Origin of the sequence: Sphingobium sp. B2D3C (assembly GCF_025961835.1) — a bacterium.
Classification (GTDB): Bacteria; Pseudomonadota; Alphaproteobacteria; order Sphingomonadales; family Sphingomonadaceae; genus Sphingobium.
In genome coordinates, this window is the sequence record NZ_JAOQOK010000001.1 from 2,042,203 (window position 1) to 2,067,740 (window position 25,538).

Genomic DNA, 25,538 nt, shown 5'->3' on the forward strand with positions numbered 1-25,538 from the left:
CAAAAAATCTTGCGGACGCCACCAGCGCCTTGTCTTGCAGCGCGTGAAGCCTCTACAAGGCGCCATTCCTTCCACAATCCAATATAGGCGAGTGATCCATGACCGGCACCCAGCAGACTGCTTCCCAGATCTCCGATGACATTGCCCGCGTTTTTGCCCTGCAAAAGGCGAACCAGTGGAATGTCAAAGCCACCACCGCTGCCGAGCGTCGCCTGAAGCTGACCAAGCTTAAGGACGCGGTCGCGTCCCACGCGGACGAGATCGTCGCGGCGGTGCTGGAAGATACCCGCAAGCCCGAGCCGGAAATCCGCGTGACGGAAGTGCTGAACATCCTCGGCAACATCCAGCTCATTCTCGACAATCTCGATGACTGGATGAAGCCGACCGAAGTCACACCTTCCAAGGTGGAGACCGACCGCGCCCAGATCATCTATGAAGCGCGCGGCGTCTGCCTGATCCTCGGCCCCTGGAACTTCCCGCTCGGTCTCGTCTTCGGCCCGCTTGCCGCTGCCGTCGCGGCCGGCAATTGCTGCATCCTCAAGCTCACTGATCTCTGCCCCGCCACCGAGAAGGTTGCCGCCAAGATCGTGAAGTCGGTCTTCGAGGAGAATGAGGTTGTCGTGTTCGAGGGCGATGTCAGCGTCGCCACCGCGCTGCTCGACCTGCCGTTCAATCACATCTTCTTCACCGGCAGCACGCGGGTCGGCAAGATCGTGATGACCGCCGCCGCCAAGCATCTCGCCAGCGTCACGCTGGAGCTCGGCGGCAAGTCGCCGGTCATCATCGATGAGGGTGCGGACGTCGAGAAGATCGCGGCCGATCTCGCCGGCGCCAAGCAGTTCAATGGCGGCCAGGCCTGCATCTGCCCGGACTATGTGTTCGTGAAGGAAGACCAGAAGGCAAAGCTGGTCGAGGGCTTCAAGGCGAACGTCGAGAAGAATCTCTATGAGAACGGCCAGATCAAGAAGGAAGGCATCGCCCAGGTCGTCAATCAGGCCAACTTCAATCGCGTGAAAGGCCTGTTCGACGATGCCGTGGCGCAGGGCGCCACCGTTGCCGCGGGCGGCGTGCTGGAGGCGGAAGACCGCACCATCCACCCGACTATGCTGACCGACGTCAATCCGCAGATGAAAATCCTGCAGGAAGAGATTTTCGCGCCCATCCTGCCCGTCATGACGTACGACAATCTCGATCAGGCGATCAGCTACATCGAGGAGCGTGACAAGCCGCTCGCGCTGTATGTCTACAGCAATGACGAAGCCAATGTGCAGAAGATCCTCAATCGCACCTCGTCAGGCGGCGTGACCGTGAACGGGGTCTTCTCGCATTATCTGGAGAACCGCCTGCCCTTCGGCGGAGTCAATGGCAGCGGCATGGGCAGCTATCATGGCTATTTCGGCTTCAAGGCCTTCAGCCACGAGCGCGCGGTGTATATCCACCAGACGGCCGCCTGAAACGCGGGCTGAACATTTGTGCGGAGCGGAGGGGCAGCCCCTCTCCGCTCCCGCATCCCGCCCGCCACGGGCGAGCGGGCTTACTTCTTCTTCGGGGGCGGCCCGCTCTCGACAAGCGATTTGAGCGGGTAGCGCGTGCCGGCCACGACAATCGCGCCGAACCGGTCGAGCCGATCGAGGCCCTTGGTCTCGAAGCCGATGGATTGGGCAAAGGGCAGGTCCGGTGCGCCGGTCATCAGTGTTGCCAAATACCATTGCCCGCCACTGGCCTGCACATAAATCTGATCGTCACTGACCGCCTGCCAATCGCGAATGCCGCGCTGGTCGACAAAGGGGATCGACGCTTCCTTGCCGGCGCCGCCCTGCGCGGCCGGCTGGGCAATGACGGGCGCACCAGCCAGCAGCAGCGCGCTTGCCAGCATCGCTTTTCTAAAATGGGTCATGGCGTGCATCCTTCCGATAATGATGTGAGTCCGGATCATGGCGTTACGATAGCATGACGCGCGTGAAGCGGCGATGAACCGTTCGGCGCTGCGTGATATCGCTTCATCGCAACTCTAGTATCGCCGCATCGCATCGCTGAAATGCCGCCGGCACAGCGCGACATAACGATCATTGCCGCCGATCTCCGTCTGCGCGCCTTCCCGCACCGCCTCGCCGCGCTCGTCCACCCGCAGGTTCATCGTCGCCTTGCGCCCGCAGTGGCAGACCGCCTTGAGCTCGACCAGCGTATCGGCAATGCCGAGCAGCACCGCCGAGCCCGGGAAAAGCTTGCCCTGAAAATCGGTCCGTAGCCCGTAGCACAGGACGGGAATACCGAGCTCGTCGGCCACGCGGGCGAGCTGCCAGACCTGCTCCGGCGAGAGGAACTGCGCCTCATCGACCAGCACGCAGGCAATCGGCCCTTCAAGATGCGCCGCCTGAATGCGCCCGTGCAGATCGGTCATGGCATCGAAGCTGTGGGCGGCAGCGCGCAGCCCAATCCGGCTGCCGATGCTGTCCACTGTTTCATTATCACCCTCCCGCGCTGTCCCCTGCGCCGTCCACAGCATCGTCGCCATGCCCCGCTCGCGATAATTGAAGTCCGCCTGCAGCAGATTGGTGGACTTCCCCGCATTCATCGAGGCGTAGTAGAAATAGAGCTTGGCCATGCCGCAGCTTTGCCTGCGCGGCGCCTTTTCGACAAGCGGGGAGACCCCGCGCAGGCCCCGCCCGGCCATGACCGGCCCTTTCGCTTTCTATTCCAACGCCATCGTGCTACACCATACGGGCTTAACGTCGCCTTTGACGGATATCGGACCGCTTCAGCGTCCCCCTTTGTCCCCATCTAGCCTCACGAAGCCGGGACGCGCGAATGCATCGCGCGTGCCCGATTACCATTTGGGAACAAGGATACCCAATATGACCATCGGAACAGTCAAGTTTTTCAATGCCGACAAGGGCTATGGTTTCATCGCGCCGGAAGACGGCGGCAATGACGCCTTCGTGCACATCTCGGCTGTCGAGCGCGCCGGCATGCACACCCTGCAGAAGGATCAGCGCATTTCCTACGAACTGGAAAATGACAAGCGCGGCAAGGCTTCGGCCGTGAACCTTCAGGCTGTCTGAAGAAAAGGGCTGCCCGACGACCGGGCAGTTTGAAGATACAGGGCCGGGCGGCATCGTCGCCCGGCCTCCTCGCCCGAAGTGGCGAAACGGAGCTGAATTCTACGCATGAAAAAATACAAAGAGCCGGACTTTCAATCACGCATTGCTGCCGCAGCCGATGCCCGCAACGAAGTGATGGCAAAATTGCGCACGCGCGCGCCGGTCGATCCGGAAGTCGCTGCTGCCCGCGCCGCCGCCGCACAGGCACAGGAAGCTGCCCAGCAGGAAAAGCATCGCCTGGCCCGGCTGGCCGCGCAAGAGCGCAAGGCCGCCAAGCAGGCCAAGGCTGAGGAAGCCGCCGCTGCAAAGGCAGCCAAAGAGGCAAAGAAAAAGCCCGAACTTACCGAAGCCGAACGCAAGGCCGCCCGCGACGCGCGCTACCTCGCGCGCAAGAACCGATAAGATGTGGGCCTGCGCGGTTCCGCTCCGCGCAGACTTCACTCACCCCCCTTTCCGCCGGGAGCCGATAATGAGCCGCGAGACGATCAAACCCTTCCTCATCACCAAGGACGATGGCGGCAATTTCCGCCTAACGGTGCGCGAGACGCGCTACAACTCGCAGGGCTACCCGCTCGTCACCTCCAGCTTGCAGGACGAGATCTTCCGCACGGCTACCCAGGCCCGCGCCTTCGCGCGTGACACGTTCAAGGCCGAGCCGGGGCAATACGCCACCAAATGACGGCGTGCAGCAGTCCGCCCCTCTAGGGCAGACTGCAACCCCCGATCATCGGCCCGGCCAGGCAAGCCCTATCGCGTGATCCCGGATGCCCACCGGCCAATCGGCCGCGAGTGCCGTGAAACGCGGTTGATCGTCAGCGTAGAGCGCGCGAATGGCCTCCTCGAAGCCCGGCTTGTCGCCGGCGATGGCCGACAGGAAGCGATAGGCCGCATCCCGCCCTGCTTCGGCCGGGGGCTGCGCTTTCATCGCCTGATCGACCAGCCGCCGTAGCACCGCCGATGCGCCTGTGCGCTGCAGGGCCAGCCAATCCCAATGGCGCGGCAGCAGCGTCACTTCGCGCGCGGTCACGCCGAGCTTGGGCCGACCGCGCCCCCGCGCCTCTGTGGCGTCAGGGGCAGCAGCGAGCGCTGTGTCGCTGATGTCGACATCCACTTGAACCCCGGTTTCATCGTCGAAGATCAATAGATCAGAGGCGCGCGGCATCGGTGCCAGCGTTCGGATCGTCTCAGCGATATGATCGCGGGGGCCGCTCGCGATCCAGAGATCGCCGGCAAAGGCGGTATAGGTTTTCATCGGCTGTACTCCTGTTCGGAGCTGCCTTTATACCCGGATATTAATCGAGTCAATTAAACCCGGATATTATTCTTCATCCTCGTCCAAATCCTGCGCCACCTTGGGGGAGCGGAGGATCGCGTCGATGTGGCTGCCTTCCTCGAAGCTCTCATCGCTGAGGAATTTAAGCTTGGCGGCGAACTTCATCTTCACGCGCTTGGCGACTTCGCGCTGCAGATAGGCGGTGTTGGTGCGCAGCGCCTTGAGCACCACCTCTTCATCCCGCCCCAGCAACGGCTTCACGAACACCGTCGCATGGCGCAGATCGGGCGACATGCGCACTTCCGTCACCGTCACGACGTGACTGGCGAGCACATCGTCATGCACGTCGCCGCGCTGGAGCACGTCTGCCAGCACATGGCGCACCTGCTCCCCCACCCGCAGCAACCGGACGGAAGGTTCCCCCGAACCGCTCATGACTTACCTCCTTCGCGGCGCGCCGGACGTCAGAGCGTCCGTGCGCGTTCCTCGACTTCGAAGAGCTCGAGCGTATCGCCGACCTTGATGTCGTTGGTGTTCTCGAGCACCGCACCGCACTCCATGCCGGCCCGCACTTCGGACACGTCGTCCTTGAAGCGCCGCAGCGAGGCGATGGTAGTTGCCGAGACGATGACATTGTCGCGCGTGAGGCGTGCGTTGACGCCCTTGCGGATGACACCATCCTGCACCAGAAGACCAGCCGCCTTGTCCTTCTTGCCGGCCGGGAAGACCTGCAGGACCTGTGCGGCACCGATGACCGTCTCGATGCGCTCCGGCGCAAGCTGGCCGGCCATTTCGCGCTTCACTTCCTCGATGAGGTCGTAAATCACGTCATAATAACGCAGCGAGACCTTGTCGCGCTCGGCAAGCTGACGCGCCTTGGCATTGGGACGCACGTTGAAGCCGATCAGCGGCGCACGGCTGGCGGCGGCCAGCGTCACGTCGCTCTCGGTGATCGCGCCGACACCGGAATGGAGCACACGCACCTTGATCTCGTCCGTCGAGGCGCGGGTGAGCGATCCGATGATCGCTTCCACCGTGCCCTGCACGTCGCCCTTGATGACGACCGGATATTCGATAACCTGCGTGTTGAGCGCCGAGAACATATGCTCGAAGCTCGTCGGGGCCGCCGTGGTGCGCTTGCGCGTCGCCAGCTCCTGGCGATAGGCCGCAACCTCGCGGGCCCGCGCCTCGCTCTCGACCACGCTGAGCTGGTCGCCCGCCATCGGCACGCCGGCAAGGCCAAGCACCTCGACCGGAACCGAAGGCCCAGCTTCCTTCACCTGCTGACCCTTGTCGTTGACCATGGCGCGGACCTTGCCCGAATGCTCGCCGACGACGAAGATATCGCCGACCTTGAGCGTGCCACGACCCACGAGGATCGTCGCGACCGGACCACGGCCCTTGTCGAGCTGCGCCTCCACGACCGTGCCTTCAGCGGCGCGCTCGGGATTGGCCTTCAGCTCCAGCAGTTCGGCCTGCAGCAGGATCTTGTCGATTAGGTCATCGAGGCCGGTGCGCTTGAGCGCGGAGACTTCCACGTCCTGCGTGTCGCCGCCCATATCCTCGACGATGACTTCATGCTCGAGCAGACGCTCGCGCACCCGCTGCGGATTGGCGTCCGGCTTGTCGACCTTGTTGATCGCCACGATCATCGGCACGCCGGCGGCCTTGGTGTGGTTGATCGCCTCGATGGTCTGCGGCATCAGTCCGTCGTCCGCCGCGACCACCAGGATCACGATGTCGGTAACGTTGGCGCCGCGTGCGCGCATCTCGGTGAACGCTTCGTGACCCGGCGTATCGAGGAAGGTGATGATCTCACCGCCCTTGGTCTTCACCTGATAGGCGCCGATATGCTGGGTGATGCCGCCCGCTTCGCCCGCCACCACATCGGTGCCGCGCAGGGCATCGAGCAGCGAGGTCTTGCCGTGATCGACATGACCCATGATCGTGACGACCGGGGGACGCGTGACCAGCGATTCCGCAGCGTCGACGTCGCTCGCGGTATCGATCTCGATATCGGAATCGGAGACGCGCTGGATGCGGTGGCCGAATTCCTCGACCAGCAGCTCAGCCGTATCCTGATCGATCGTCTGGTTGACGGTGACCGCCATGCCAAGCTTGAAGAGCGACTTGACGAGGTCCGCGCCCTTTTCGGCCATACGGTTCGCGAGTTCCTGAACGGTGATCGCCTCTGGCACAATGACATCGCGCGACTGCTTCTCGCGCGGCTGTGACGACCCGGAGAAGTGCGAACGACGCTCCTTCTCGCGGGCACGGCGCAGCGCGGCTAGGCTGCGCGCGCGGGCGCTGTCATCATCGGCGAGCGCGCGATTAACGGTGAGCTTGCCGGCCTGACGACGATCGTCGCCACCCTTCTTGCGCTCGACCTTGGCCGGTTCCGGACGCTTGATGACCGGCGCGGCCACAGGCGTGAAACGACGGGGCGCGGGACGCTCGGGCGTCGCGCCAGTCGCGGCCTTGGGAGCCTCTTCGGCAGGTGCCGCGGTCTCTGCAGCCGCAGGTGCCGCCGGAGCAGCCTCTTGCGCCGGCGCCTGGGTAGCTTTCGCTTCTGCTTCCTGGCGCTGGCGCTCGGCTTCTTCCTCCGCGCGGCGATTGTCCTCAGCGCGGCGCTTCTCTTCCTCGGTCGCGGCAAGACGGGCGGCCTCTTCACGGCGGCGCGCATCTTCCAGCGCGGCCATGCGGGCTTCCTCGGCCTCGCGCAGCAGCTTGGCCTGCAGCTCCTGCCGGCTCATCAGGCTATCCGTCGAGGAGGCGCGCGGTGCCGGCGCCGGGGCCGGCGCAGGACGGGCAGCGGGCGGCGTCGGCGGTGCCGGCGGCGCGACGGGCGCGGCCTGCTCGGGCACGGCCCGCGCCGTCTCTGCCTCACCGGGTTTGCCGATGACGCGACGGCGCTTCACCTCAACGACGACCGTATTCTTCCGGCCGTGGCTGAAGCTCTGCTGCACCTGGCCGGCCTCGACCGTCCGCTTGAGACCAAGCGGTTTACGGCCCAGAGTCGGCTTGTCTTCCCTATTGTCACTCATCGACGCAATCTAACCCTTCATCTTCCATCCGGCGCACCCCCGCAGAGGTGACCCGAGTCGTTCGTCCTCACGCCAGAGGCGCGGGATCATCGTCCATATGCCTGACGACTGCCGAACCGGAGCTCGGCGCCGCGTTAGCGCATCCCAGATAGTTTTGCCAGCGACCGAGCAGACCGGACAGGCGGCCTGCCGCAGCAGCGTTTGTCACCGCGATATGGACGACATTGTTTCTGCCCAATGCCATAGATAGGGCGTCGCGGTCCACCGGCAAGCGTGTGCCGGCAAATTCCTCGCCTTCCCGCTCCTCGCCAACCCGCCACGCCTGATCCAGCTTGCGCACCCCGTCATCGCCGGCATCCGCCGCGTGGAGCAGCATGCGGACCTGTCCGCGCCGGGCCGCGACATCGATCTTGTCGAAACCGGTGGCGAGATTGGAAGCCTTGGCCTCCAGCCCCAGCCGCGCCATGAAATCATCGCGCAACGCAACCGCGATCCGCTCGGCCAGATCGTCCGGCACGGTAAGCGGCTCACCCTTAAACGCCCGCGCCAATGCGCCGCGCAGCCGGCCCTTGACCATGGCCTCCTCCAGCGTCGCGCGATCGACACCCAGCCAGGCGCCGCGCCCCGGCGCCCGCGCGCGGACATCCGGCAATACGTCGCCATCGGGCGAAATAGCCAAACGGACCAGCGCGGCGGGATCGCCATGCTCGCTGGAGAGAATGCAACGACGCTCAGACATGGGCACCTCCTGTGAGTTGCCCGTCTAAGACCATCGCCTCCAAACTTCCGTTCGTGTCGAGCGAAGTCGAGCCACGATAGGACTGCGCTCGCGTGTCTCGACTTCGCTCGACACGAACGGGATGGATGAGCATTTTCTCGTTTAGCACAGTCCAGCCCCCCGCTTCAGCAGGAGCAGCCGGGCGCGCAGCGATGATTGGAAGCCTCAGCCTCTCATTGGGAGGAGTTCGCAGCATCGGCGACCTCCCTTTGCGCGGCTTCCCGCTCGGAAACGAGGATGCCCGCAGCACCCCAGTTGTCCGCCGACACCTCATCGATGACGACGAACACCTGCTCGGGCCGCTTGCCGAGACGATCGACCAGCGAACGCGTAACATCGGCGACCAGAGCCGCCTTCTGTTCGCGCGTCACGCCTTCGATCACCTCGATCTTCACATAGGGCATCAGGCGTTGCCTTCCACTTCATCCTCAGCGGCGCCCTCTGCAGCGGGCTCGTCTTCGAACCAGTGCGCGCGGGCCGCCATGATGATCTCGTTGCCCTGCTCTTCGCTCAGGCCATATTCGGCGAGAATGCCGCCCTTATCCTCGGAGACTTCGCGGCGGCGACGCGGGTCGTTGCGCTTCTTGGCCACCAGCTCGTCGGTGGCGAGATCGGCGAGATCGTCCAGCGTCTTGATGCCGGCCTTGCCCAACGTGACCAGCATGGCCTCGGTGAGGTGGGGCATCTCGGCCAGCGCATCGTCGACGCCAAGACCACGGCGCTCTTCGCGCGCAGCGGCCTCGCGGCGGTCCAGCGCTTCCTGCGCGCGGCTCTGCAGCTCCTGCGCCAGCTCGTCGTCGAAGCCCTCGATGGAAGCCAGCTCGTCGATGCCGACATAAGCGACTTCCTCCAGCTCGGTGAAGCCTTCGGCCACCAGCAGCTGCGAGAGCGTCTCGTCCACATCCAGCTCGTTCTGGAACATCTCGGAGCGCTGCACGAACTCGCGCTGACGCTTCTCGCTCGCGTCCGCCTCGGTCATGATGTCGATGGCCTTGCCGGTGAGCTGGCTGGCAAGACGGACATTCTGGCCGCGACGACCGATGGCGAGGCTGAGCTGGTCGTCAGGCACCACGACCTCGATGCGCTCTTCCTCCTCGTCGATCACCACGCGGGCGACCTGAGCGGGCTGGAGGGCGTTGACGACGAAGGTTGCCGTGTCCTCGCTCCAGGGAATGATGTCGATCTTCTCGCCCTGCATTTCCTGCACGACGGCCTGCACGCGGCTGCCCTTCATGCCGACGCAGGCGCCGACCGGATCGATGCTGCTATCGCGGCTGATCACGCCGATCTTGGCGCGCGAGCCCGGATCGCGGGCAGCGGCCATGATGGTGATGATGCCGTCGTAGATTTCGGGCACTTCCTGCGCGAACAGCTTCTTCATGAAATCGGGGTGCGCGCGGCTGAGGAAGATTTGCGGACCACGGTTCTCGCGGCGCACGTTGAGGATCAGCGCGCGAACGCGATCGCCGACGCGCACGACTTCGCGCGGGATCTGCTGGTCGCGGCGGATCACACCCTCGGCACGGCCAAGGTTCACGACCACATGGCCGAACTCGACCGACTTGACGACGCCGGTGATGATCTCACCCACGCGATCCTTGAATTCCTCGAACTGGCGCTCACGCTCGGCATCGCGCACCTTCTGGAAGATCACCTGCTTGGCGCTCTGTGCGTCGATGCGGCCAAGGTCGACGGGCGGCAGCGGATCGACGATGAAGTCGCCGATAACGGCATCCTTCTGGAGCTTCTGCGCGGCCTTGAGGTCGACCTGCTTGAAATAATCCTCGACCACCTCGACCACTTCGACGACGCGCCACAAGCGCAAGTCGCCGGTCTCGGGATCGAGCTTGGCGCGAATGTCGTTCTCGGCACCGTAGCGCGCCCGCGCGGACCGTTGGATCGCGTCTTCCATCGCCTCGATGACGATGGCCTTGTCGATCATCTTCTCGCTTGCCACCGAATTGGCAATGGCAATCAGCTCGGCCTTGTTGGCGGAAATGGCGTTGGCCATGAGAGTCAGTCTTCCTGTTCCTGGGTGACGATTTCGTCCGTGCCCTCGGTGGAGAGCGGGACAGTAGCAGAAATCAGCGCATCGGTCAGCATCAGCTTGGCGCTGTCGATATTGGCAAAGTCCACGACGATGCGGCCGGCCTTGGGATCATCGACCAGCACCTGCTCGCCCTCGATGCCCGCAAGAATGCCGCGCACCTGCTTGCGGCCATCCTCCATGGGCGTCACGAAATGAACGCGTGCCTCATGCCCGGCCCAGTCGCTGTAGTCCTTGAGGCGGGTGAGCGGCCGGTCGATACCCGGCGAGCTGACCTCCAGACGATAGGCGTCCTCGATGAGCACATCGCCCGCTTCTTCCAGCGCATCGAACTTGTCCGAGATGCGGCGCGAGAGGCTGGCGCAATCATCGATGTTGAGTTGGCGCGTATCGGGCCGCTCAGCCATGATCTGCAGCGTCCGGTCATCGCCTTGGCCGAAGAGCAGCACGCGCACGAGATCGAGCCCCAGAGCCTTTGCCTCCGACGCAACAACCGTCTCGATCCGCGCAATATCGCTCATTCGCACTCCCTATGCCTGCGCCTCGCCCGGACATGGACACGCGACAGGGTTTCGCCGCCGGCCCCTTTCGGCGCCGACCCCAACTTCGCAACGATGTCAGGAAAGCAAGGGCCATATAGGCGGAGTCGCAGTTGAAGGCAAGCTGCATGGCAAACGCCGCGAGCGGGATTGCAGCGAGCCGCACCTTGAAGCTTCAAGGGAAGAGGCAGGCGAACCTCACCGGAACTTGCACCCGGTGGAAAGCGCCTGACTCTGTCGCTGCCTCAGGTGCCGGCCCCGTCCGGGCCGATTGCCCCCGGCAACGCTACTTCGGGCGGCGAAGATGCCGTCCGACGGTATTTGAGGGAACTTTTTGATCGCGCATGACGCCACGAGCCCATTTGCAGAGAAACCCTAAGATTGAAAGGTTTAGACGCGATCTTCGTAGTCGAACGCCGCCCTCGCGCCAGTGAACTGTTCAATTTCGGGTCACATTGGATGGTTAACCGATCATCAACATCTTTGACAGGACTGAAACGGAAAAGATATCTGCAAGACCTCAGGTGGGGTGACCTTTGACAGATGCAAAGCGCCAGATGGAGCCGGATTACCGGCCTCCCGTCATGGGCGCACGCATTTGCGGGGGCAAAACCTGAAAGTTAATATCTGTGGGAGTTATAGATCATGTTTCACAAGTCTTTCAGGAAAGCCGTACTGCTGTCGGCTGCCACCATTGCCGCGACGGCAATGCTGCCGGCTTCCGCCTCGGCAGCCACCTTCTTGCTGACCAGCGGCAGCAATAGCGACGGCTCCATCGGCAACGTGCGCACCTACACGGGCTCGGACGGCACCAAGCTGGAAGTTACGGCTTACAGCCTCAACGACACGACCCTGTCGAAGGCTGCCGTCGGCGCCTACACGCCTGGCCTCGGTGTCCTCAATGGCCCCAACGACGACTCGCACACGGTCGACAATAACGGCTATACGGACATTCTGGTGTTCCAGTTCGACAAGATGGTCACCGTCGATAAGATCGGCCTCGTGAGCTTCGGCGACACCGACATCAATTATGCTATCGGCAGCACCAACGTGGCCTTCAACAGCACGTTCACGATCGCGAACTATTCCACGTTCACGTCGCTGTTCGGCACCTCGATTTACTCGAGCGGCAACGGTCAGGACCAGAACCGTGATATCAATCCGAACAATCTGTCCGGCAACCTGTTCTACGTGGCTGCCGCCTTCAATGACAGGCAGAGCAACGACAGCTTCAAGGTCAACGGTATCACTTACGCCGTCACGCAGACGTCGGCTCCGGTTCCTGAGCCGGCCACCTGGGGCATGATGATCTGCGGTCTGGCCGTCACCGGCTACGCCATGCGTCGTCGCAAGACCAACGCGACCATCAGCTTCGCCTGATCGCTCAGGAAAAGTCGATATGAGAAAGGGGAGCTTCGGCTCCCCTTTTTTTGTCAGCATCTCGGGCGTGGGTGAGGCCCGCCACTCAAGCTGCGTTCTGGCGGGCGGCGCGCGCCAAGCTCTTGTTATAGAACGGTCTACCGCCAAGCCGCTCTCGTCGCTATGGTCGGATATCCCACCCTTCGCCGGAGATCCGCCCCATGAATGTCCGTAAGCTCGGCCTGACCTGTGCCGTTAGCCTCGCCATTGTCGCCTGCGGCAGCGCGTCCGCGCCCGATGCGGTCAAGGCGGCAAGCGGCGCACCGTTCCAGACCACGGAAGTCGCGCAGTTCGCTTCCCCATGGGCCATGGAATTCCTGCCGGACGGGCACATGCTGGTCACGCAGAAGGAAGGCGCGCTGATCCTGCTCGATCCGCAAAGCGGCCGCAAGCAGACGGTGAGCGGCACGCCCAGCGTGAAGAGCGACGATCAGGGGGCGCTCATGGATGTGCGGCTCGCGCCGGATTATGCGACCAGCAAGACGATCTATTTCAGCTTCTCGGAAGCCGCTGAGGGTAAGAAAAGCCGCGTTGCGCTGGCGACTGCGAAGCTGGACCCGACAGCGGCTGCGCTGAGCGATGTGCGGGTGATCTTCCGGGGTGATGATCGCTCGGAGAAGGGCGGCCATTATTCCGGGCGGATCGCCTTCTCGCCGGACAAGACCCATCTCTTCTTCACTGCTGGCGACCGCCAGTTGATGACCCCAGCGCAGGAGCCGGGCACGACGCTCGGCAAGGTCCTGCGCCTCAACCTCGATGGCAGCCCGGCAGCCGGCAATCCGCTCGCCGCCAAGGGCTTCCACCCGGCTGTTTGGTCCTACGGCCACCGCAATCTGCTCGGCATCGCCTTCGATGCCGATGGGCGCCTGTGGGAAATGGAAATGGGGCCGCGCCACGGCGATGAGATCAACCTGATCAAAGCCGGCCTCAATTATGGCTGGCCCAACGCCTCCATGGGCAATCATTATGACGGCAAGGCCATCCCGGACCATCAGCCCGGCGACGGCTATGAAGCGCCGAAGGTCTTTTGGGTTCCGGCGATCTCGCCCGGCGGGTTGGACTATTACAATGCCGACCTCTTCGCGCAGTGGAAGAACTCACTGTTCATCACCGGCCTCTCCGGCAAGTCGCTCGACCGCATCGCGCTTGATGGCGACACCGCGACCAAGGTCGATCACTGGGACATGGGGGCGCGCATCCGCGCGGTACGCGCCGGACCGGACGGCGCGATTTGGCTGCTGGAGGACGGAGAAAATGGCCGCCTCCTCAAGCTGACGCCCGCAGCCTGATCCAGCCGCGCGCCGCTTCGCGCTCGGTCAAGGCGCGCGCGGCCTCGGTCATTGCTCCCGGCCGGCCCACCGCTTATGGGCCGGCGGAACAAAAGACCGACTGGAGAAGAGCGCCTATGTCATTCCGTCCGCACCGCATCGCCCTGGGAGCGGCTTTGGCCCTGGGCGTCGCATCGCCCACGCTCGCCCAGACCACCCCTGCGATACCGCCTGCGGCCCCCACCCCGGCCAAGGTCGACCTCTCCCAATTGCCCTTCACGATCACCGAGGTCGCAACCTTCGATTATCCCTGGTCGATGGCCTTCCTGCCGGACGGCAAACAGCTGGTGACCCAGAAGCGCGGGGCGATGGTCCTTTTCGATCCGCGCACGGGCGACAAGACGGTACTGCTGGGCACGCCGACTGTCGTCAGTGAGGGCCAGGCCGCGTTGATGGACGTGGTGCTCGCGCCGGACTTCGCCACCAGTCGCCAGATCTATTTCAGCTTTTCCGAACCCGGCGAAGGCAAGGAAACCGGCACTGCGCTGGCCATCGCCACGCTCGATGAAGCCGGCGGCGCCCTCAAGGACGTCAAGATCATCTTCCGCGCCACGCCCAATATGGTGAGCGGCGCCCATTATTCCGGCCGCATCGCCATCGCGCCGGACAAGCGCAGCCTGTTCTTCACCAATGGCGAGCGCGCCAAGTTCGATCCGGCGCAGGACCCCAAGTCGACGCTCGGCAAGGTGCTGCATCTCAATCTCGACGGGACACCCGCCGCCGGCAATCCGCTGGCGGCCAAGGGCTTCCATCCCGCTATCTGGACCTATGGCCAGCGCAATCTAACCGGCCTCGCCTTCGATGCGAATGATCGTTTGTGGCAGGTGGAAATGGGCCCGCTGGGCGGCGACGAGCTGAACCTCGTCAAGGCCGGCGCCAATTATGGCTGGCCGATCCGCTCCTATGGCGACCATTATGACAAGCGCCCCATCCCGGACCACAGCGCCGATGACGGGTTCGAGAAGCCCAAGCTCTACTGGAACCCATCGCTCGCGCCGTCATCGCTGGCCTATTACAATGCCGACCTGTTCGCGGGCTGGAAGAACTCGCTGTTCATCACGGGCCTGTCCGGTCAGGCGCTTGTTCGCATCTCACTTGACGGCGAAACGGCGACCAAGGCCGACCATTGGCGCATGGGCATGCGGTTGCGCAACGTGCGGGTCGGGCCGGATGGCGCGCTCTGGCTGCTCGAAGACAGCCCCAAGGGCCGGATGCTCAAGCTGACGCCGAAAGGCTGAGCGAGTCTGAGGGCGGTCGCTGGCCTAAGCGTCCGCCCAGCGGCGCAGCAGATTATGATAGACCCCGGTCATGCGGATCACTTCGGCATGACCCTGCCCCAGCGTGGCGGCCAGTTGCTGGATGCTGCTGTCGAGATCGAACAGGATCTGCCGCTCACCGTCGTCGCGGATCATCGATTGCAGCCAGAAGAAGCTCGCCACCCGGCGACCGCGCGTCACCGGCTCCACCCGATGCAGGGAGGATGAGGGGTAAAGCACGGCATGGCCGGCCGGCAGCTTGACCTGCTGCACGCCGAATTGCGTCTCGACTGTCAGCTCACCGCCATCATAAGCCTCGGGCCGCTCGAGGAAGATGGTCATGGACAGGTCCGAGCGGACGCGAAAGCCGGTGCCGGCCTGGATCCGCACGGCATTATCGACATGCACGCCAAAGGACTGCCCACCCGCATAGCTGTTGAACAGGGGCGGAAAGATCTTGAGCGGCAGCGCTGCGGCAATGAACAAAGGATTGCGGCCCAGCGCGTCGCGGATGATCTCGCCGGCCTGTTGGGCCTGCGGCGCCTCCTCTGGCAACTGAAGGTTGTTCTTGGCCAGCGCCGACTGATGGCCGGAGGTGACGTTGCCATCCACCCACGCGGCGGAATCGATGAGATCACGCACCTTGGCGAGCGTCGGCCCGTCGAGCACCTCTGGAATGGGGATCAGCATGAAGCGCCTTATGCGTTGTCTTGGGATTGAATGACGAACGGGATTTCCACCACGCCTTTCACGAAAACCGGCTGGCCATCACGCAAGGTGGGCCGCCAGCGCCAGCGCTTGACGGCATCGAGCGCGGCCTTGTCGAGCCGAGTGAAACCGCTGCTGCGGGCGATGCTGATATCTTCCACGCAGCCATCGAGGCCCACGGTCAAGGCCAGCAGGACCACGCCCTGCTCCCGCTTGCGGCGGCTCTCAATGGGGTAACGCGGCGCCTTACCGGCCACCATTTGCGTGCCCAGGTCGCCGCCATCGGTGATCGAGGGCACTGAGATCGGCGCGGCGGCCGGACGGGGCGGCGCCGGCGGCCCCGGTGCCATGACTGGGACGACCGGAATATCCGGCCTTGCGGCCACCATCGGCGGATCAATCCGGGGAATGTCGATCTGTGGCCGCGGCACAACCACCTCGGGCGCGCGGGGCGGCGGTGGCGGCGCGTCGACGGGCGGCGGAGGCGGCGGCGAAGAGATTAGGTTGACCGTGAAGACCTTGGGCGCCTCACCCACCTTGAAACTGGGCCCGAGGCGGGTGACAAGCGCGAACAACCCGGCATGGATCAGGATGACGAGCAGCACGACCAGCGGATTGAACCGCTTGCCCTGCCCATAGCGCCCCTGACTTGCCGAGTGTGAAATGATCACCGCGGACACCCCTTTTCGCCTGCCGCTATCGACGAACAGGCCCATTCCGTCAATAATGCGAATCAATATTACCAGACGTGCGCCGGATCATTGATGTGGATCAGGGGCGAACCGCTTAGGGTCGGTTCGCCCCTGCCCCCCACACTCAGTAGCTGTAGGTCAGGCTGAACACGGCGGACCGCCCCACCCCGGGCTGCGCCCAGCTGTTGTTCACATTGGTCCGCACGGTGGTGACATAGTCCTCATCCGTCACGTTCTGCACGTTCACCTGCGCCAGCAGGCGCTCGGTCACCGGATAGGCCAGCATGATCCGATGCAGCGTGTAGGCCGGTACATAATAGACCGGCGTCGCGGTCGGGTTCATCGAGTGGCGACCCTGATAGGTCAGGCCATAGCCCACTTCGAGACCGAACGGGAACTTGTAGGTGGTGAACAGGCTGCCCGAATGCTTAGGCGTTGCCGAGAGCGCCGTGCCGGCCGTCGGATCGGGATTGGCCACCGTGTTGCCGCAGCTTACCGGATTGGCCAGACAGAAGTCGGACACGCCCTGGATCAGCTTGCTATCCAGATACATGTAGTTGGCGAAGATCGACCAAGCTTCGGTAATGTTGCCCGTGGCGCTCAGCGACACGCCGTTCACCCGCGAGCGGCCATCGAGCACCTGATCGGGGATCGTGGGATCGCCCGAGGCCACGCGATACTTGTCGCGCTCATTGCGGAACACCGCCGCTGCGAGTTGCAGCTTGGCGTCGAACAGATCGGCCTTCACGCCAATTTCGTAATTCTTCGCCGATTCCGGTTCGACGTTGCAGGTGTTGACAGCGCAGCTGCCATCAACCGAACCCTTGGACGGTGTGCGCGAATTACCGACCGCCACATAGGCGCTGACGTTTGGCATCGGCTTGAACACCGCGCCGACACGCCAGGAGAAGAGATTGTCCTTCGCCTCGAACGGGCCGGTCACCACGCCGGTGGTCACGTTGCGCGTCTGGGTCGAACCCTCGAAGCGCTCATAGCGCACGCCGCCGTTGATCTCGAACATGTCCGAAAGCTTCATGGTGTCAAACAGATAGGCCGCATAGCTGGTCTGCTCGCCGACATTGTAGCCGGTCTGAATGTAGTTTTGGGGACCGGTATAGATGTTGCTGCCATAGACGCGCGCCAGCGTTCCTGCCGGGGCGGCCGGTCCCGTGATAACGGCGCCGGGGTTGGCGATGTTGGTGAGCGGATAATAATTCGGCGCGGCATAGGGATTGCTGCCGTCGGCAGCGCGCAGGATGCTGCCGTTGTTCAGCGTATAACGCTCCCACAGCAGCGACCCGCCGAGAACGAGCGTGTGCTCGATGCCGCCCGTCGCGAACTCAGCGCTCAGGTCGAGCTGGTTATAGGCGGTTTCGTTGCGGATGTGGCGCGCCGTGCCGCGGCCCCCAGTCGGCAGATAATAGCCTGCCGGGACGACCAGCGTACTGCTGCCGATCGCGACGGTGCAGGCGCTGCCATCCGGCTGCAGACCGTTCGCCAGGCAGAAGGTGCCCGTGGGCTGGCTGGTAACGGTGTACTGGCTGACATTCTCATAGCGGGTGAGATTGCGCACCTTCACCGTGTCGCTCAGTTCGTGCGAGAAAATCGCCTGTACCGAATCCGTGACTGACTGCTGCGTGTCGACATTGGCAAAGCCGTAATAAGCGCTTTGGTTGAAGTCGGGCAGATAGCCGCCCTGCGCCGCATAATAGCGCAGACCGTATTGCGGCATGCCCTTGTCGTCGAGATGCTCATATTGCAGCGTCAGGCTGGTCGGACCATCGATACCGATGGTGACAGCCGGCGCCACGCCCCAGCGCTCGTAGAACTCCACGTCCCGACCAGGCACGTCGTTCTTATGGTAGACCGCGTTCAGCCGCACCGCGATCATGTCGCTCACGCGCTTGTTGAGATCGACGGTGCCGCGATAATAATTGTCCGTGCCGACGCCGGCCTGAACCGACATCTTATCGTCCGCCAGCGGCTTCTTGGTCACCAGATTGATCGACCCGCCAACCGAGCCCGCGCCGCTGAACACCGAGTTGGCGCCGTTGGCGACCTCGACCTGCTCGATATTATAGGTCTCGTTGCGGTTCATGATCGCGCCGCTGCGTACGCCATCGACCGAGATGTCGTTGTTGGCAGAATAGCCGCGCAGGTTGATGCGGTCGCCATAGCCGAAGCCGCCCTCGCCGGCGCCAAAGGTGATGCCGGGCACGGTGCTCAGCACCTCGCGCAGCGTAAGCAGGTTCTGCTGCTGCAGCGTCTTGGCGCCGATCACCGTCACCGTCTGCGGCGTATCCAGCAGCGGGCGCGTATATTTGGGCGACTCTGCCCGCTCGACCTTGATCTCGGACGCATCGATGGCCGTGTCGGTCACGGTCATCCCGCCCAGACGGCGCCCCTGCTCGCCATCCTGCGCGACAGCCGGCGCTGCAAACGCGACGGCGCTGACGCAGCCAAGCGCGAGAAAGGAAGTGAGATTGGCGGATTTACTCATGCGGCGTTCCCCAGTTGGTGTCATCGATCGCTATTGCGAGTCGGTCGCACCAATTAGGATATTGCGAGTGATTTGCAACACATGATTGCGGTCAGCGTTGCGATTTACAACTTTTGGGTTCTGCAACGTGGATGACCGCGACTTCCCTTGCGTGTGCTGAATCGGCAGTCCTTACGCGCGCTTGGTGCCGCAGTTGGGCCGAGCGGCGACTGGTCTGTGATCAGAAACGACGCCGGAGTTGGCAGCCTTGGGTCTGACCCGGCCACCAACTCCGTCTGTGATCTGCAGTCTAATCTAGCGAGGAGCGAGCGCCTGCCCTTCTCGCCTCTTAGGCGTCCGCCAAGGCCCGCTTCGCGTCTGCCTCCAGCGACCGCCCAGCGAGCAGGAACATCACCCCCGCCAACAGCGCCGTCACGACGATGACCAGCATCGAATAGCGCACGGCCACATCACCCAGCGTTGGGTGCAGCACGTCATTCAGATAGCCCACGACCAGCGGGCCGAGCGCCTGCCCAATCAGTGCCGCGCTGAACAGCAGGATGGAGGTTGCGACAGCGCGCATCCTCAGCTTCGCCACGCTCATGACCGCCGCGAACACCGGGCCCTGATGGATCAGCAGGAGGAAAGCCGAGGCCGCATAAGCCGCGAGCCAAACCGCCGTATCCTCGGCGAGCAGGAAGATCAGCTCAGCAGGCGCAGCAAGCAGACAGGTGATCGCCGGCAAGGTCATGCGCCAGTGGCTGGCCTTGCGGCTCAACCGGTCGATCAGCAGACCGCCCAGCACCACGCCGGCCACGCCGAACACACCCCGGATCGGGCCGATGGTGGCGGCCACTTCCACCAATGTCAGGCCATGGACGCGCGTCAGGAATGTCGGCGTCCACACGCTTGCGGCAAAGACATTCAGCCCCATCAGCGTGGCGCCGATGACCAGAAAGACATAGGCACGCTGCTTAGCGAGAAAGGCCATGCTCGCCTTGAAGCTTTCCCGCGCCGCACGCTCGATGCGCTTGGCTTCGGACGCCCCCCGCTCGGGCTCCTTGACAGTGAGGAAGAACAGCAACGCCAGGAATACGCCCGGCATGCCCGCCACGACGAACATCGCGCGCCAGCCATGTTCATGGCCCACCCAGCCGACGATAGGGAAGAAGAGGATCGATGAGATCGAGACGGCCGTGCCGAAGATCGAGAAGGCCAGCGGGCGGCGCTCCGCGCGGAACAGGTCGGATATGATCGAATTGGACGGCGCAATGCCGCACGCCTCGCCCGCCCCCATGAGGAAGCGCGCGATGGCGAGCTGCCAGATGTTGGCCACCCAGCCGGTCACCATCGTCATCAGGCTCCAGAAGGCGAAGCCGACGGCAATGATGTTGCGCCGGTTATAGCGATCCGCCGCCCAGGCGATGGGTACGCCGAGGATGGAATAGAACAGGAGGAAGGCCAGCCCGGACACCAGCCCGAGGGCGGTGTCCGAGACGTGCATCTCCGACTTGATGGAGGGCAACGCCAGCCCCAGCAGGGAGCGATCGAGATAATTGAAGGCCGAAACCAGTGTGAGGAACCCGAGGCCGTAAACGGCGCTGAAGTTCCAATCCTTCACGCCCCCCTCAGGGCCAGAGCCGGTCGGGGGCGCCGTTGTTTCGGCCATCGCATCTCTCCCAGTTTATAGTCACCCGGTTATGGTCGCCCGCTTTTATAGTCGCGAAGCGCGCGTTTCCTTCGCGGTTATGAATTCGATCAGCGCCGGTTGCCCCGCCTCGATCGCGGCCAGCGCGCGGTGAATGGCGGGGACGATCTCTTCCGGACGCGTGACGCGCTCGCCATGGCCGCCAAGCGCCTTGGCGAAATCGGCATAATGGCCGGAAATGTCCGTCGCCCGGAAGCGCTCGGTCGCGACCGGCATGACCGGCAGTTCGATGGCCATCGCCTCATTGTTGAGCAGGATCGACAGGATCGGCAGGCGCTCGCGCACCGCCGTCTCGAAGTCCATTCCGGTAAAGCCGATGGCAGCGTCACCCCACACGTTGATGCACAGCTTGTCCGGGCAGGCAAGCTTGGCGCCCATGGCGAGGCCAAGGCCATAGCCAAGCTGCGTGGACTTGCCCCAGCCGATATAGCTGAGTGGCGTGATCGACTTCCAGTAAGGCGTGAGCTGATCGCGCGGGCTGCCGGCATCATGGGTGATGATGGTGTTGGCAACGTCCACGGTCTTCTGGAGATCCCAGAGCACGCGATAGGGGCTGATCGGCGCATCGTCGCTCTCCAGCAGCGGCAGCCAGTTCGCCAGCCACTCCTTCTCGACCTTGGCGATCTCCGCAGCCACCGGCCCGGCATCGCGCGGCGCTGACACCAGCGCGCGACAGGCTTCCAGCAGCATCCCGAGCGTCAGCTTGGCATCACCGGCCAGCGCCATCTCGCAGGGCACATTCTTGTTGAAGTCAGCCGGATCGAGCGTCGAATGGATGACCCGCTTGCCCTGCGGCATCTTCACGCCGAACGCCGTCTCGCTGAAGCTGCAGCCGATGCCGAAGATGAGGTCCGCCTCATCGAGGAAATGCCGCAATTGGCCCGAAATAGCCGCGCCGCCCGAACCGAGCGCCAGCGGGTGCATCTCGTCGAACGCGCTCTTGCCCTCAAGGCTTGTGGAAACCGGGATGGCCAACAACTCGGCCAGCGCCTTCAGTTCCTCATAGGCCTCGGCCCAGTGCACGCCCTGCCCGGCGTAGATCACCGGGCGCTTGGCGGCGACCAGCGCCTCGGCTGCTCGCTTCACCGCGTCTGGCTCGGGCGCATAGCGGGTGGTGACAACCGGCTGATAGCTCTCGGGCGCGTCGATTTCTTCGCCCAGCACGTCCCAGGGCATCTCGACCAGCACAGGGCGCAGACGGCCATTGCGCAGCTGCGTGAAGGCGCGGCGCATGATGTTCTGCGTTTCTGCCGCAACCGTGATCGGCTCGGCATGCTTGGTCACATCCCGCATCGAGACGCTGGCATTGAAATTGTCCGGCACGAAGGCGATGCGGCGGGCATAGCCCTGCGGCAGCACCAACACGGGCACGGATTCGGAGTAAGCCTGTGCCACCCCGCCATAGGCATTTTCCGTCCCCGGTCCATGTTGCATGGCGAACACCCCCATGCGCTTGCCCCGCGTCAGGCGGGACAGCGCATCGGCCATGTGAACGCCCGTCCGCTCCTGGCGGACGATGACCGGGCGGATGCCGATTGCGGCGGCATCCTCCAGCACGGCGTTGCGCGGATAACCGAAAATGACGTCTACACCCTCACGCTTGAGGATGTTGGCGATGGCAGCACTGACTTTCATGGGGTAATTTCAATCCTTCCTGGGGCCTTTCGGGCCGATCGGCCTCTCGCCCATGACCGTCGTGCGGATGAGATGCCGACGTTCGTACTTGAAATCATGGACGCCACGATGAAGCAAGAAACGATTGTCCCAGACAATCAATGTGTCCTTCTTCCATTTCACGCGGCAATGATAATGCAGGTGCTGGGCAAGGCTCTGGAGATAGCCGAGCAGCGCCTGACTCTCCGCCTCCGTCCAGCCAACGAAGCGCTTGAAATAGGCCGTGGTCGCGAACAGGGCCTTGCGACCGGTGACCGGGTGAACACGCACCGCCGGGTGGATATTCTCCAGCTCATCTTCGCTGAACCCGTGCGATTCACGCAGGCGCAGCCGCTTCTCGGGCGGCAGCTTCTCGTTGCGCGCCCAGATTTCCTTGCCTGAGTAAACGACCTCGAGCCCGTCGAGCAGTTCCTTCATGGCATCGGAAAGATGCTCATAGACGAGGTAGCCGTTCGAGAAAGCGGTATCGCCACCGAATTTGGGCACTTCCAGCGCGCGCATCACCACGCAGAGCGGCGGCTGCAGCAGGAACGGGCTGTCCGTGTGGAAGTGCTCGAAAGAGGGAACGACGTTCTCCGGCTCATGCGCTTCGCGGCGCACTTCCTGCATATCCTGATGCTCGCCGTAGGTCGGCGCCTGCGGCAGCTCGGTGATCGGGCCGAAGTAGCGCGTGAACGCCTTGTGCTGCTCCGGCGTCAGATCCTGGTCGCGGAACACAATGACCAGAAAATGCTCGAACGCCTTCATGACTTCTGCGAGCGTCTCGTCATCCAGTGGCTCCCGCAGGTCCACACCGCTGATCTCGCAGCCGCACGCGCCGGAGATCGGCTCGACAGTGATCCGCTTGAACTCGGGCATGGGCAAACCCGCCACGATCGTGCCGGCCGCCTGATCGGCGGCCTGCCCTTTGTGAGACACTTGGATGTTCATCTCGAAGCTCCTCTTCCAAGACCCCGGCGCAAGACCGGCCGGGGTCATCATCTATCAGAAATTGCGCTTGATGGTGACAGCCCATTCCCGCGGACGCGCCGGGCGCCCTTGGATGGACTGGGTCGATCCGCGATTGTCGAACAGGCCGTCATAATAGAGCCGGTCGGTGAGGTTGGTGACCTCAAGCGAGAGCTGCCAATCCTCGGCCACATCGCGATACGTGAGGCGCGCATTCACGATCGTGCGCCCTTCCACCTGGTTGAACGGCGCGCGGTTGATCGCCGTCGAGAAATAGGGGCTCTGCGAATTGACGTCGATGCGCGGGGTCAGCGAGCCGGCATCACCCAGTTCGATCTTGTACTGCCCGCCGACGCTCCAGCGCCATTCCTGCACGAAGGGCGCGTCCATATCGAGGGTGATGCCAGCGCTCTGGCCGATGGCGGAAATCGACTTGTAGTCGAAGTCCAGATAGCCGAGCGAGGCATCGATCAGCAGGCCGCGAACCGGGCGCAGCGTCGCCTCGACCTCGAAGCCCTTCACATCCGCCTTGCCGGCGTTGAGCGGCAATGCGCAGGGCGCGGCCGGCACCGTCGGACAGGTCGAGACGCTGACCAGAATGTCGTTATACTTGTTGAGGAAGCCGGAGACGTTCAGGCGCAGCAGCCGGTCGAACAGGTCGCTCTTGAAACCGACTTCATAGGCGGTCAGCGTCTCGGGATCATGCGTCAGCGCCTGCGCCGGGAAGAACGGCCGCGGGTTGGCGCCGCCACTCTTGAAGCCCGTCGCGATCTGCGCATAGGTCATGAAGTCGGGCGTCCAGCGATACTGGATGACACCGCGATAATCGAGACGATCGCCCTTGAACGTCCGCACCAGCCCATCGAGCGGGGCGAGCGACGGCGGCGCATTACCGCCGTAGATGTTCCCCGGATTGCCCTTGCGCGCATATTGGAAGCTCTTGGTAATGTCCGTGTAGCGCAGGCCGCCGATCAGCGTCAGCTTCTCCGTCAGATGCAGTTCGGCATTGGCGAAGGCAGCGATGGTCTGGGATTCGACATGATCGTTCTGGCGAAATTCCAGCGTGGGAAGCTGGACACGCGAGCCGCCGTCGCTGGTGCCCTCGAAATAATAGCCGCCCACCGTATAGTTCAGCAGCGTACCGATCGCACCGCTGGCGCGCAGTTCCTGGCTGAACTGATTGTGGTTCACGTCATTGGCCGTCAGCGCGATGTTGATCGGCGAGGACTCGGCCGATGTGAACACCGAATTATAGCTACGATAAGCCGTGATCGAGGTGATGCTCAGATCGCCGACATCGATGGTGATGTTGCCTGAGAGGCCCCAGGTATCGAGCGAGTTACGCGCTGGCGCCGCATAAGGCGCCGTGCCATCACGCGGAGCGTAGTTGAGGTAATTCTCATAGCTCACGAACGGGCTGGTCGTGAACGTATCCTGCGCGAAATTGCCGTAAGGGGAATAGCTGATGAAGGGCGAGCCGGTGGCCGTACCATAGCGGACGCCGTCGATCACATAAGGGGCGGTCGCGCTCGACCCCGGCCCCGTCAGCGTGCCGACATAGAGCAGTGTGGAGGGCGCGGACTCGCTGTCATCACGGGTGATGTCGCCGATGATCGAAATGTCGACCGCGTCATTAGGCGTCCAGCGCAACGTGCCGCGGCCGGCGACATAGGACTTGCCGCCCTCCGTACCGAGCTTGCAATTGTCGGAAATCGCAAAGGTCCGCACCGGCGAGGCCGGGTGAGTGCAGCGGTAATCGTAGCGCGTGACGTAGCCGTCCTTCTTCACGCCAGCGCCGGAGACGCGCAGGAAAAGCTGATCGGGCACGACCGTCAGGTTCAGGCCGCCGCGCACCTCGGTGCGGTTGAAGCTACCGTAGGTTGCCTGGACATAGCCGCCGCCCGAGCCGTCCGGCTTCTTGGAATAGAGCTTGATCGCGCCGCCGATCGAGTTCTGCCCCGCAAGCGTACCCTGCGGCCCGCGAAGAATTTCCACCCGGTCGAGGTCCAGCAGATCGAGCATCGAGCCCTGCAGCGTCGAATAATACACGTCATCGACATAAAGGCCGACGCCCGGCTCCAGCGCGAAGGTCGAATCCGACTGCCCGACGCCACGAATGAAAGCCTGGATCGATGGGCCGTAGGTGGCTGGCGCTTCGGCGAGATTGACGTTGGGTGCCTGTGCGGCAACCTGAGCGATGCTCGTTTGGCTGCGCGCTTCCAGCATGTCGCCGGAGACGGCAGTGATGGCGAGCGGCGCATCCTGCAGACGCTGCGAACGGAACTGTGCGGTCACCACGATGTCATCCGCATCGGCCTGCTGTGCAGCGCTTTGTTGGGGAGCGGGGGCATCCTGCGCCATGGCGGGTGTCGCCAGGGTTGCGGCGCCCAGCGTCAAGGCGCTCGCGGCCTGCAACAAAAGATCTGCCTTCTTCATCATCGCTCTCCTCCAATGTCAGAACGCCCGTGCCTCGGGCTGTTATCGGGCGGGACCATGGCGACGCTCGGCGCGCATGTCAAATTTATTCCATATTGCAGAAGTCTT

Annotated in this window: 23 protein-coding genes; 7 read left to right on the forward strand and 16 right to left on the reverse strand. The window is 63.5% G+C overall.

Annotated elements, in window-relative coordinates; all coding sequences use genetic code 11:
• Positions 1-98: 98 nt before the first annotated feature.
• On the forward strand, positions 99-1,454 hold the full coding sequence (locus M2339_RS09520) for an aldehyde dehydrogenase family protein (protein ID WP_264586798.1): 1,356 nt from the start codon (positions 99-101) through the stop codon (positions 1,452-1,454).
• A gap of 80 nt (positions 1,455-1,534) precedes the next feature.
• Here M2339_RS09520 and M2339_RS09525 read toward each other — a convergent pair whose 3' ends face one another.
• Positions 1,535-1,897, reverse strand: coding sequence for a DUF6491 family protein (locus M2339_RS09525; RefSeq protein ID WP_181558995.1), 363 nt, complete (start codon positions 1,895-1,897; stop codon positions 1,535-1,537).
• Positions 1,898-2,011: 114 nt separating this feature from the next.
• A complete protein-coding gene (locus tag M2339_RS09530) occupies positions 2,012-2,605 on the reverse strand; it encodes a thymidine kinase (protein ID WP_264588323.1) in 594 nt (197 codons plus the stop codon).
• A gap of 250 nt (positions 2,606-2,855) precedes the next feature.
• Here M2339_RS09530 and M2339_RS09535 point away from each other — a divergent pair, with 250 nt between their 5' ends.
• The 3 genes from M2339_RS09535 to M2339_RS09545 all read left to right on the forward strand — a co-directional run bounded on the left by M2339_RS09535 (position 2,856) and on the right by M2339_RS09545 (position 3,780).
• Positions 2,856-3,062 carry a cold-shock protein gene (locus M2339_RS09535; protein ID WP_181558994.1) on the forward strand — a complete coding sequence of 69 codons (207 nt, stop codon included), beginning with the start codon at positions 2,856-2,858 and terminating at the stop codon, positions 3,060-3,062.
• 105 nt (positions 3,063-3,167) lie between these two features.
• Positions 3,168-3,503, forward strand: a complete 336-nt coding sequence (locus tag M2339_RS09540) for a DUF6481 family protein (RefSeq protein ID WP_181558993.1) — start codon at positions 3,168-3,170, stop codon at positions 3,501-3,503.
• A gap of 67 nt (positions 3,504-3,570) precedes the next feature.
• Entirely contained in the window at positions 3,571-3,780 is a 210-nt protein-coding gene (locus M2339_RS09545) for a hypothetical protein (RefSeq protein WP_264586797.1), read from the forward strand.
• 45 nt (positions 3,781-3,825) lie between these two features.
• On the opposite strand, the gene M2339_RS09550 is transcribed toward M2339_RS09545, so the two are convergent.
• The 7 genes from M2339_RS09550 to rimP form a co-directional block, all read right to left on the reverse strand.
• Positions 3,826-4,353 (reverse strand): DUF2239 family protein, encoded by a 528-nt coding sequence (locus tag M2339_RS09550; RefSeq protein WP_264586796.1) that lies wholly within the window; start codon positions 4,351-4,353, stop codon positions 3,826-3,828.
• Positions 4,354-4,419: 66 nt separating this feature from the next.
• Positions 4,420-4,809 carry a 30S ribosome-binding factor RbfA gene (gene rbfA / locus M2339_RS09555; RefSeq protein ID WP_181558990.1) on the reverse strand — a complete coding sequence of 130 codons (390 nt, stop codon included), beginning with the start codon at positions 4,807-4,809 and terminating at the stop codon, positions 4,420-4,422.
• Positions 4,810-4,838: 29 nt separating this feature from the next.
• Positions 4,839-7,418 (reverse strand): translation initiation factor IF-2, encoded by a 2,580-nt coding sequence (gene infB / locus M2339_RS09560; RefSeq protein WP_264586795.1) that lies wholly within the window; start codon positions 7,416-7,418, stop codon positions 4,839-4,841.
• Between the two features lie 67 nt (positions 7,419-7,485).
• Positions 7,486-8,157 (reverse strand): DUF448 domain-containing protein, encoded by a 672-nt coding sequence (locus M2339_RS09565; protein WP_264584543.1) that lies wholly within the window; start codon positions 8,155-8,157, stop codon positions 7,486-7,488.
• A gap of 212 nt (positions 8,158-8,369) precedes the next feature.
• Positions 8,370-8,600, reverse strand: coding sequence for a tautomerase family protein (locus M2339_RS09570; RefSeq protein ID WP_181558987.1), 231 nt, complete (start codon positions 8,598-8,600; stop codon positions 8,370-8,372).
• Complete coding sequence (gene nusA / locus M2339_RS09575) at positions 8,600-10,207, reverse strand: transcription termination factor NusA (RefSeq protein ID WP_181558986.1); 1,608 nt, start codon at positions 10,205-10,207, stop codon at positions 8,600-8,602. Before nusA ends, M2339_RS09570 begins: the two co-directional genes overlap by 1 nt.
• A 5-nt stretch (positions 10,208-10,212) precedes the next feature.
• Positions 10,213-10,764 (reverse strand): ribosome maturation protein RimP, encoded by a 552-nt coding sequence (gene rimP / locus M2339_RS09580; protein ID WP_264586793.1) that lies wholly within the window; start codon positions 10,762-10,764, stop codon positions 10,213-10,215.
• Positions 10,765-11,427: 663 nt separating this feature from the next.
• Here rimP and M2339_RS09585 point away from each other — a divergent pair.
• The 3 genes from M2339_RS09585 (at position 11,428) to M2339_RS09595 (ending at position 14,767) form a co-directional block, all read left to right on the forward strand.
• Positions 11,428-12,162 (forward strand): PEPxxWA-CTERM sorting domain-containing protein, encoded by a 735-nt coding sequence (locus M2339_RS09585; protein WP_264586792.1) that lies wholly within the window; start codon positions 11,428-11,430, stop codon positions 12,160-12,162.
• A gap of 200 nt (positions 12,163-12,362) precedes the next feature.
• A complete protein-coding gene (locus tag M2339_RS09590; RefSeq protein ID WP_264586791.1) occupies positions 12,363-13,490 on the forward strand; it encodes a PQQ-dependent sugar dehydrogenase in 1,128 nt (375 codons plus the stop codon).
• Between the two features lie 116 nt (positions 13,491-13,606).
• Positions 13,607-14,767, forward strand: coding sequence for a PQQ-dependent sugar dehydrogenase (locus M2339_RS09595; protein ID WP_264586790.1), 1,161 nt, complete (start codon positions 13,607-13,609; stop codon positions 14,765-14,767).
• Positions 14,768-14,791: 24 nt separating this feature from the next.
• Here M2339_RS09595 and M2339_RS09600 read toward each other — a convergent pair whose 3' ends face one another.
• The 7 genes from M2339_RS09600 to M2339_RS09630 all read right to left on the reverse strand — a co-directional run bounded on the left by M2339_RS09600 (position 14,792) and on the right by M2339_RS09630 (position 25,430).
• Entirely contained in the window at positions 14,792-15,475 is a 684-nt protein-coding gene (locus tag M2339_RS09600; protein ID WP_264586789.1) for a Fe2+-dependent dioxygenase, read from the reverse strand.
• 8 nt (positions 15,476-15,483) lie between these two features.
• Positions 15,484-16,209 carry an energy transducer TonB gene (locus M2339_RS09605; protein ID WP_264586788.1) on the reverse strand — a complete coding sequence of 242 codons (726 nt, stop codon included), beginning with the start codon at positions 16,207-16,209 and terminating at the stop codon, positions 15,484-15,486.
• Between the two features lie 100 nt (positions 16,210-16,309).
• Complete coding sequence (locus M2339_RS09610; protein WP_264586787.1) at positions 16,310-18,685, reverse strand: TonB-dependent receptor; 2,376 nt, start codon at positions 18,683-18,685, stop codon at positions 16,310-16,312.
• Positions 18,686-19,013: 328 nt separating this feature from the next.
• On the reverse strand, positions 19,014-20,333 hold the full coding sequence (locus tag M2339_RS09615) for a spinster family MFS transporter (RefSeq protein ID WP_264586786.1): 1,320 nt from the start codon (positions 20,331-20,333) through the stop codon (positions 19,014-19,016).
• A 45-nt stretch (positions 20,334-20,378) separates the two neighbouring features.
• Positions 20,379-22,007 (reverse strand): thiamine pyrophosphate-requiring protein, encoded by a 1,629-nt coding sequence (locus M2339_RS09620; RefSeq protein ID WP_264586784.1) that lies wholly within the window; start codon positions 22,005-22,007, stop codon positions 20,379-20,381.
• A gap of 9 nt (positions 22,008-22,016) precedes the next feature.
• The gene (locus tag M2339_RS09625; protein WP_264586783.1) at positions 22,017-22,976 is read right to left on the reverse strand and encodes a TauD/TfdA dioxygenase family protein; all 960 of its coding nucleotides are present in this window, start codon (positions 22,974-22,976) and stop codon (positions 22,017-22,019) included.
• A gap of 54 nt (positions 22,977-23,030) precedes the next feature.
• The gene (locus M2339_RS09630; protein WP_264606310.1) at positions 23,031-25,430 is read right to left on the reverse strand and encodes a TonB-dependent receptor; all 2,400 of its coding nucleotides are present in this window, start codon (positions 25,428-25,430) and stop codon (positions 23,031-23,033) included.
• Between the last annotated feature and the right edge of the window lie 108 nt (positions 25,431-25,538).

Bases quoted from the DNA above. Each gene is read 5' to 3' on its own strand.
- M2339_RS09625 (WP_264586783.1), bottom strand. From the start codon at position 22,976: ATGAACATCCAAGTGTCTCACAAAGGGCAGGCCGCCGATCAGGCGGCC.
- infB (WP_264586795.1), bottom strand. From the start codon at position 7,418: ATGAGTGACAATAGGGAAGACAAGCCGACTCTGGGCCGTAAACCGCTT.
- M2339_RS09615 (WP_264586786.1), bottom strand. From the start codon at position 20,333: ATGGCCGAAACAACGGCGCCCCCGACCGGCTCTGGCCCTGAGGGGGGC.
- M2339_RS09585 (WP_264586792.1), top strand. From the start codon at position 11,428: ATGTTTCACAAGTCTTTCAGGAAAGCCGTACTGCTGTCGGCTGCCACC.
- M2339_RS09565 (WP_264584543.1), bottom strand. From the start codon at position 8,157: ATGTCTGAGCGTCGTTGCATTCTCTCCAGCGAGCATGGCGATCCCGCC.
- M2339_RS09595 (WP_264586790.1), top strand. From the start codon at position 13,607: ATGTCATTCCGTCCGCACCGCATCGCCCTGGGAGCGGCTTTGGCCCTG.
- M2339_RS09570 (WP_181558987.1), bottom strand. From the start codon at position 8,600: ATGCCCTATGTGAAGATCGAGGTGATCGAAGGCGTGACGCGCGAACAG.
- M2339_RS09605 (WP_264586788.1), bottom strand. From the start codon at position 16,209: ATGGGCCTGTTCGTCGATAGCGGCAGGCGAAAAGGGGTGTCCGCGGTG.
- M2339_RS09520 (WP_264586798.1), top strand. From the start codon at position 99: ATGACCGGCACCCAGCAGACTGCTTCCCAGATCTCCGATGACATTGCC.
- M2339_RS09550 (WP_264586796.1), bottom strand. From the start codon at position 4,353: ATGAAAACCTATACCGCCTTTGCCGGCGATCTCTGGATCGCGAGCGGC.
- rbfA (WP_181558990.1), bottom strand. From the start codon at position 4,809: ATGAGCGGTTCGGGGGAACCTTCCGTCCGGTTGCTGCGGGTGGGGGAG.
- M2339_RS09590 (WP_264586791.1), top strand. From the start codon at position 12,363: ATGAATGTCCGTAAGCTCGGCCTGACCTGTGCCGTTAGCCTCGCCATT.
- M2339_RS09600 (WP_264586789.1), bottom strand. From the start codon at position 15,475: ATGCTGATCCCCATTCCAGAGGTGCTCGACGGGCCGACGCTCGCCAAG.
- M2339_RS09620 (WP_264586784.1), bottom strand. From the start codon at position 22,007: ATGAAAGTCAGTGCTGCCATCGCCAACATCCTCAAGCGTGAGGGTGTA.
- M2339_RS09525 (WP_181558995.1), bottom strand. From the start codon at position 1,897: ATGACCCATTTTAGAAAAGCGATGCTGGCAAGCGCGCTGCTGCTGGCT.
- rimP (WP_264586793.1), bottom strand. From the start codon at position 10,764: ATGAGCGATATTGCGCGGATCGAGACGGTTGTTGCGTCGGAGGCAAAG.
- M2339_RS09610 (WP_264586787.1), bottom strand. From the start codon at position 18,685: ATGAGTAAATCCGCCAATCTCACTTCCTTTCTCGCGCTTGGCTGCGTC.
- M2339_RS09530 (WP_264588323.1), bottom strand. From the start codon at position 2,605: ATGGCCAAGCTCTATTTCTACTACGCCTCGATGAATGCGGGGAAGTCC.
- nusA (WP_181558986.1), bottom strand. From the start codon at position 10,207: ATGGCCAACGCCATTTCCGCCAACAAGGCCGAGCTGATTGCCATTGCC.
- M2339_RS09630 (WP_264606310.1), bottom strand. From the start codon at position 25,430: ATGAAGAAGGCAGATCTTTTGTTGCAGGCCGCGAGCGCCTTGACGCTG.
- M2339_RS09540 (WP_181558993.1), top strand. From the start codon at position 3,168: ATGAAAAAATACAAAGAGCCGGACTTTCAATCACGCATTGCTGCCGCA.
- M2339_RS09535 (WP_181558994.1), top strand. From the start codon at position 2,856: ATGACCATCGGAACAGTCAAGTTTTTCAATGCCGACAAGGGCTATGGT.
- M2339_RS09545 (WP_264586797.1), top strand. From the start codon at position 3,571: ATGAGCCGCGAGACGATCAAACCCTTCCTCATCACCAAGGACGATGGC.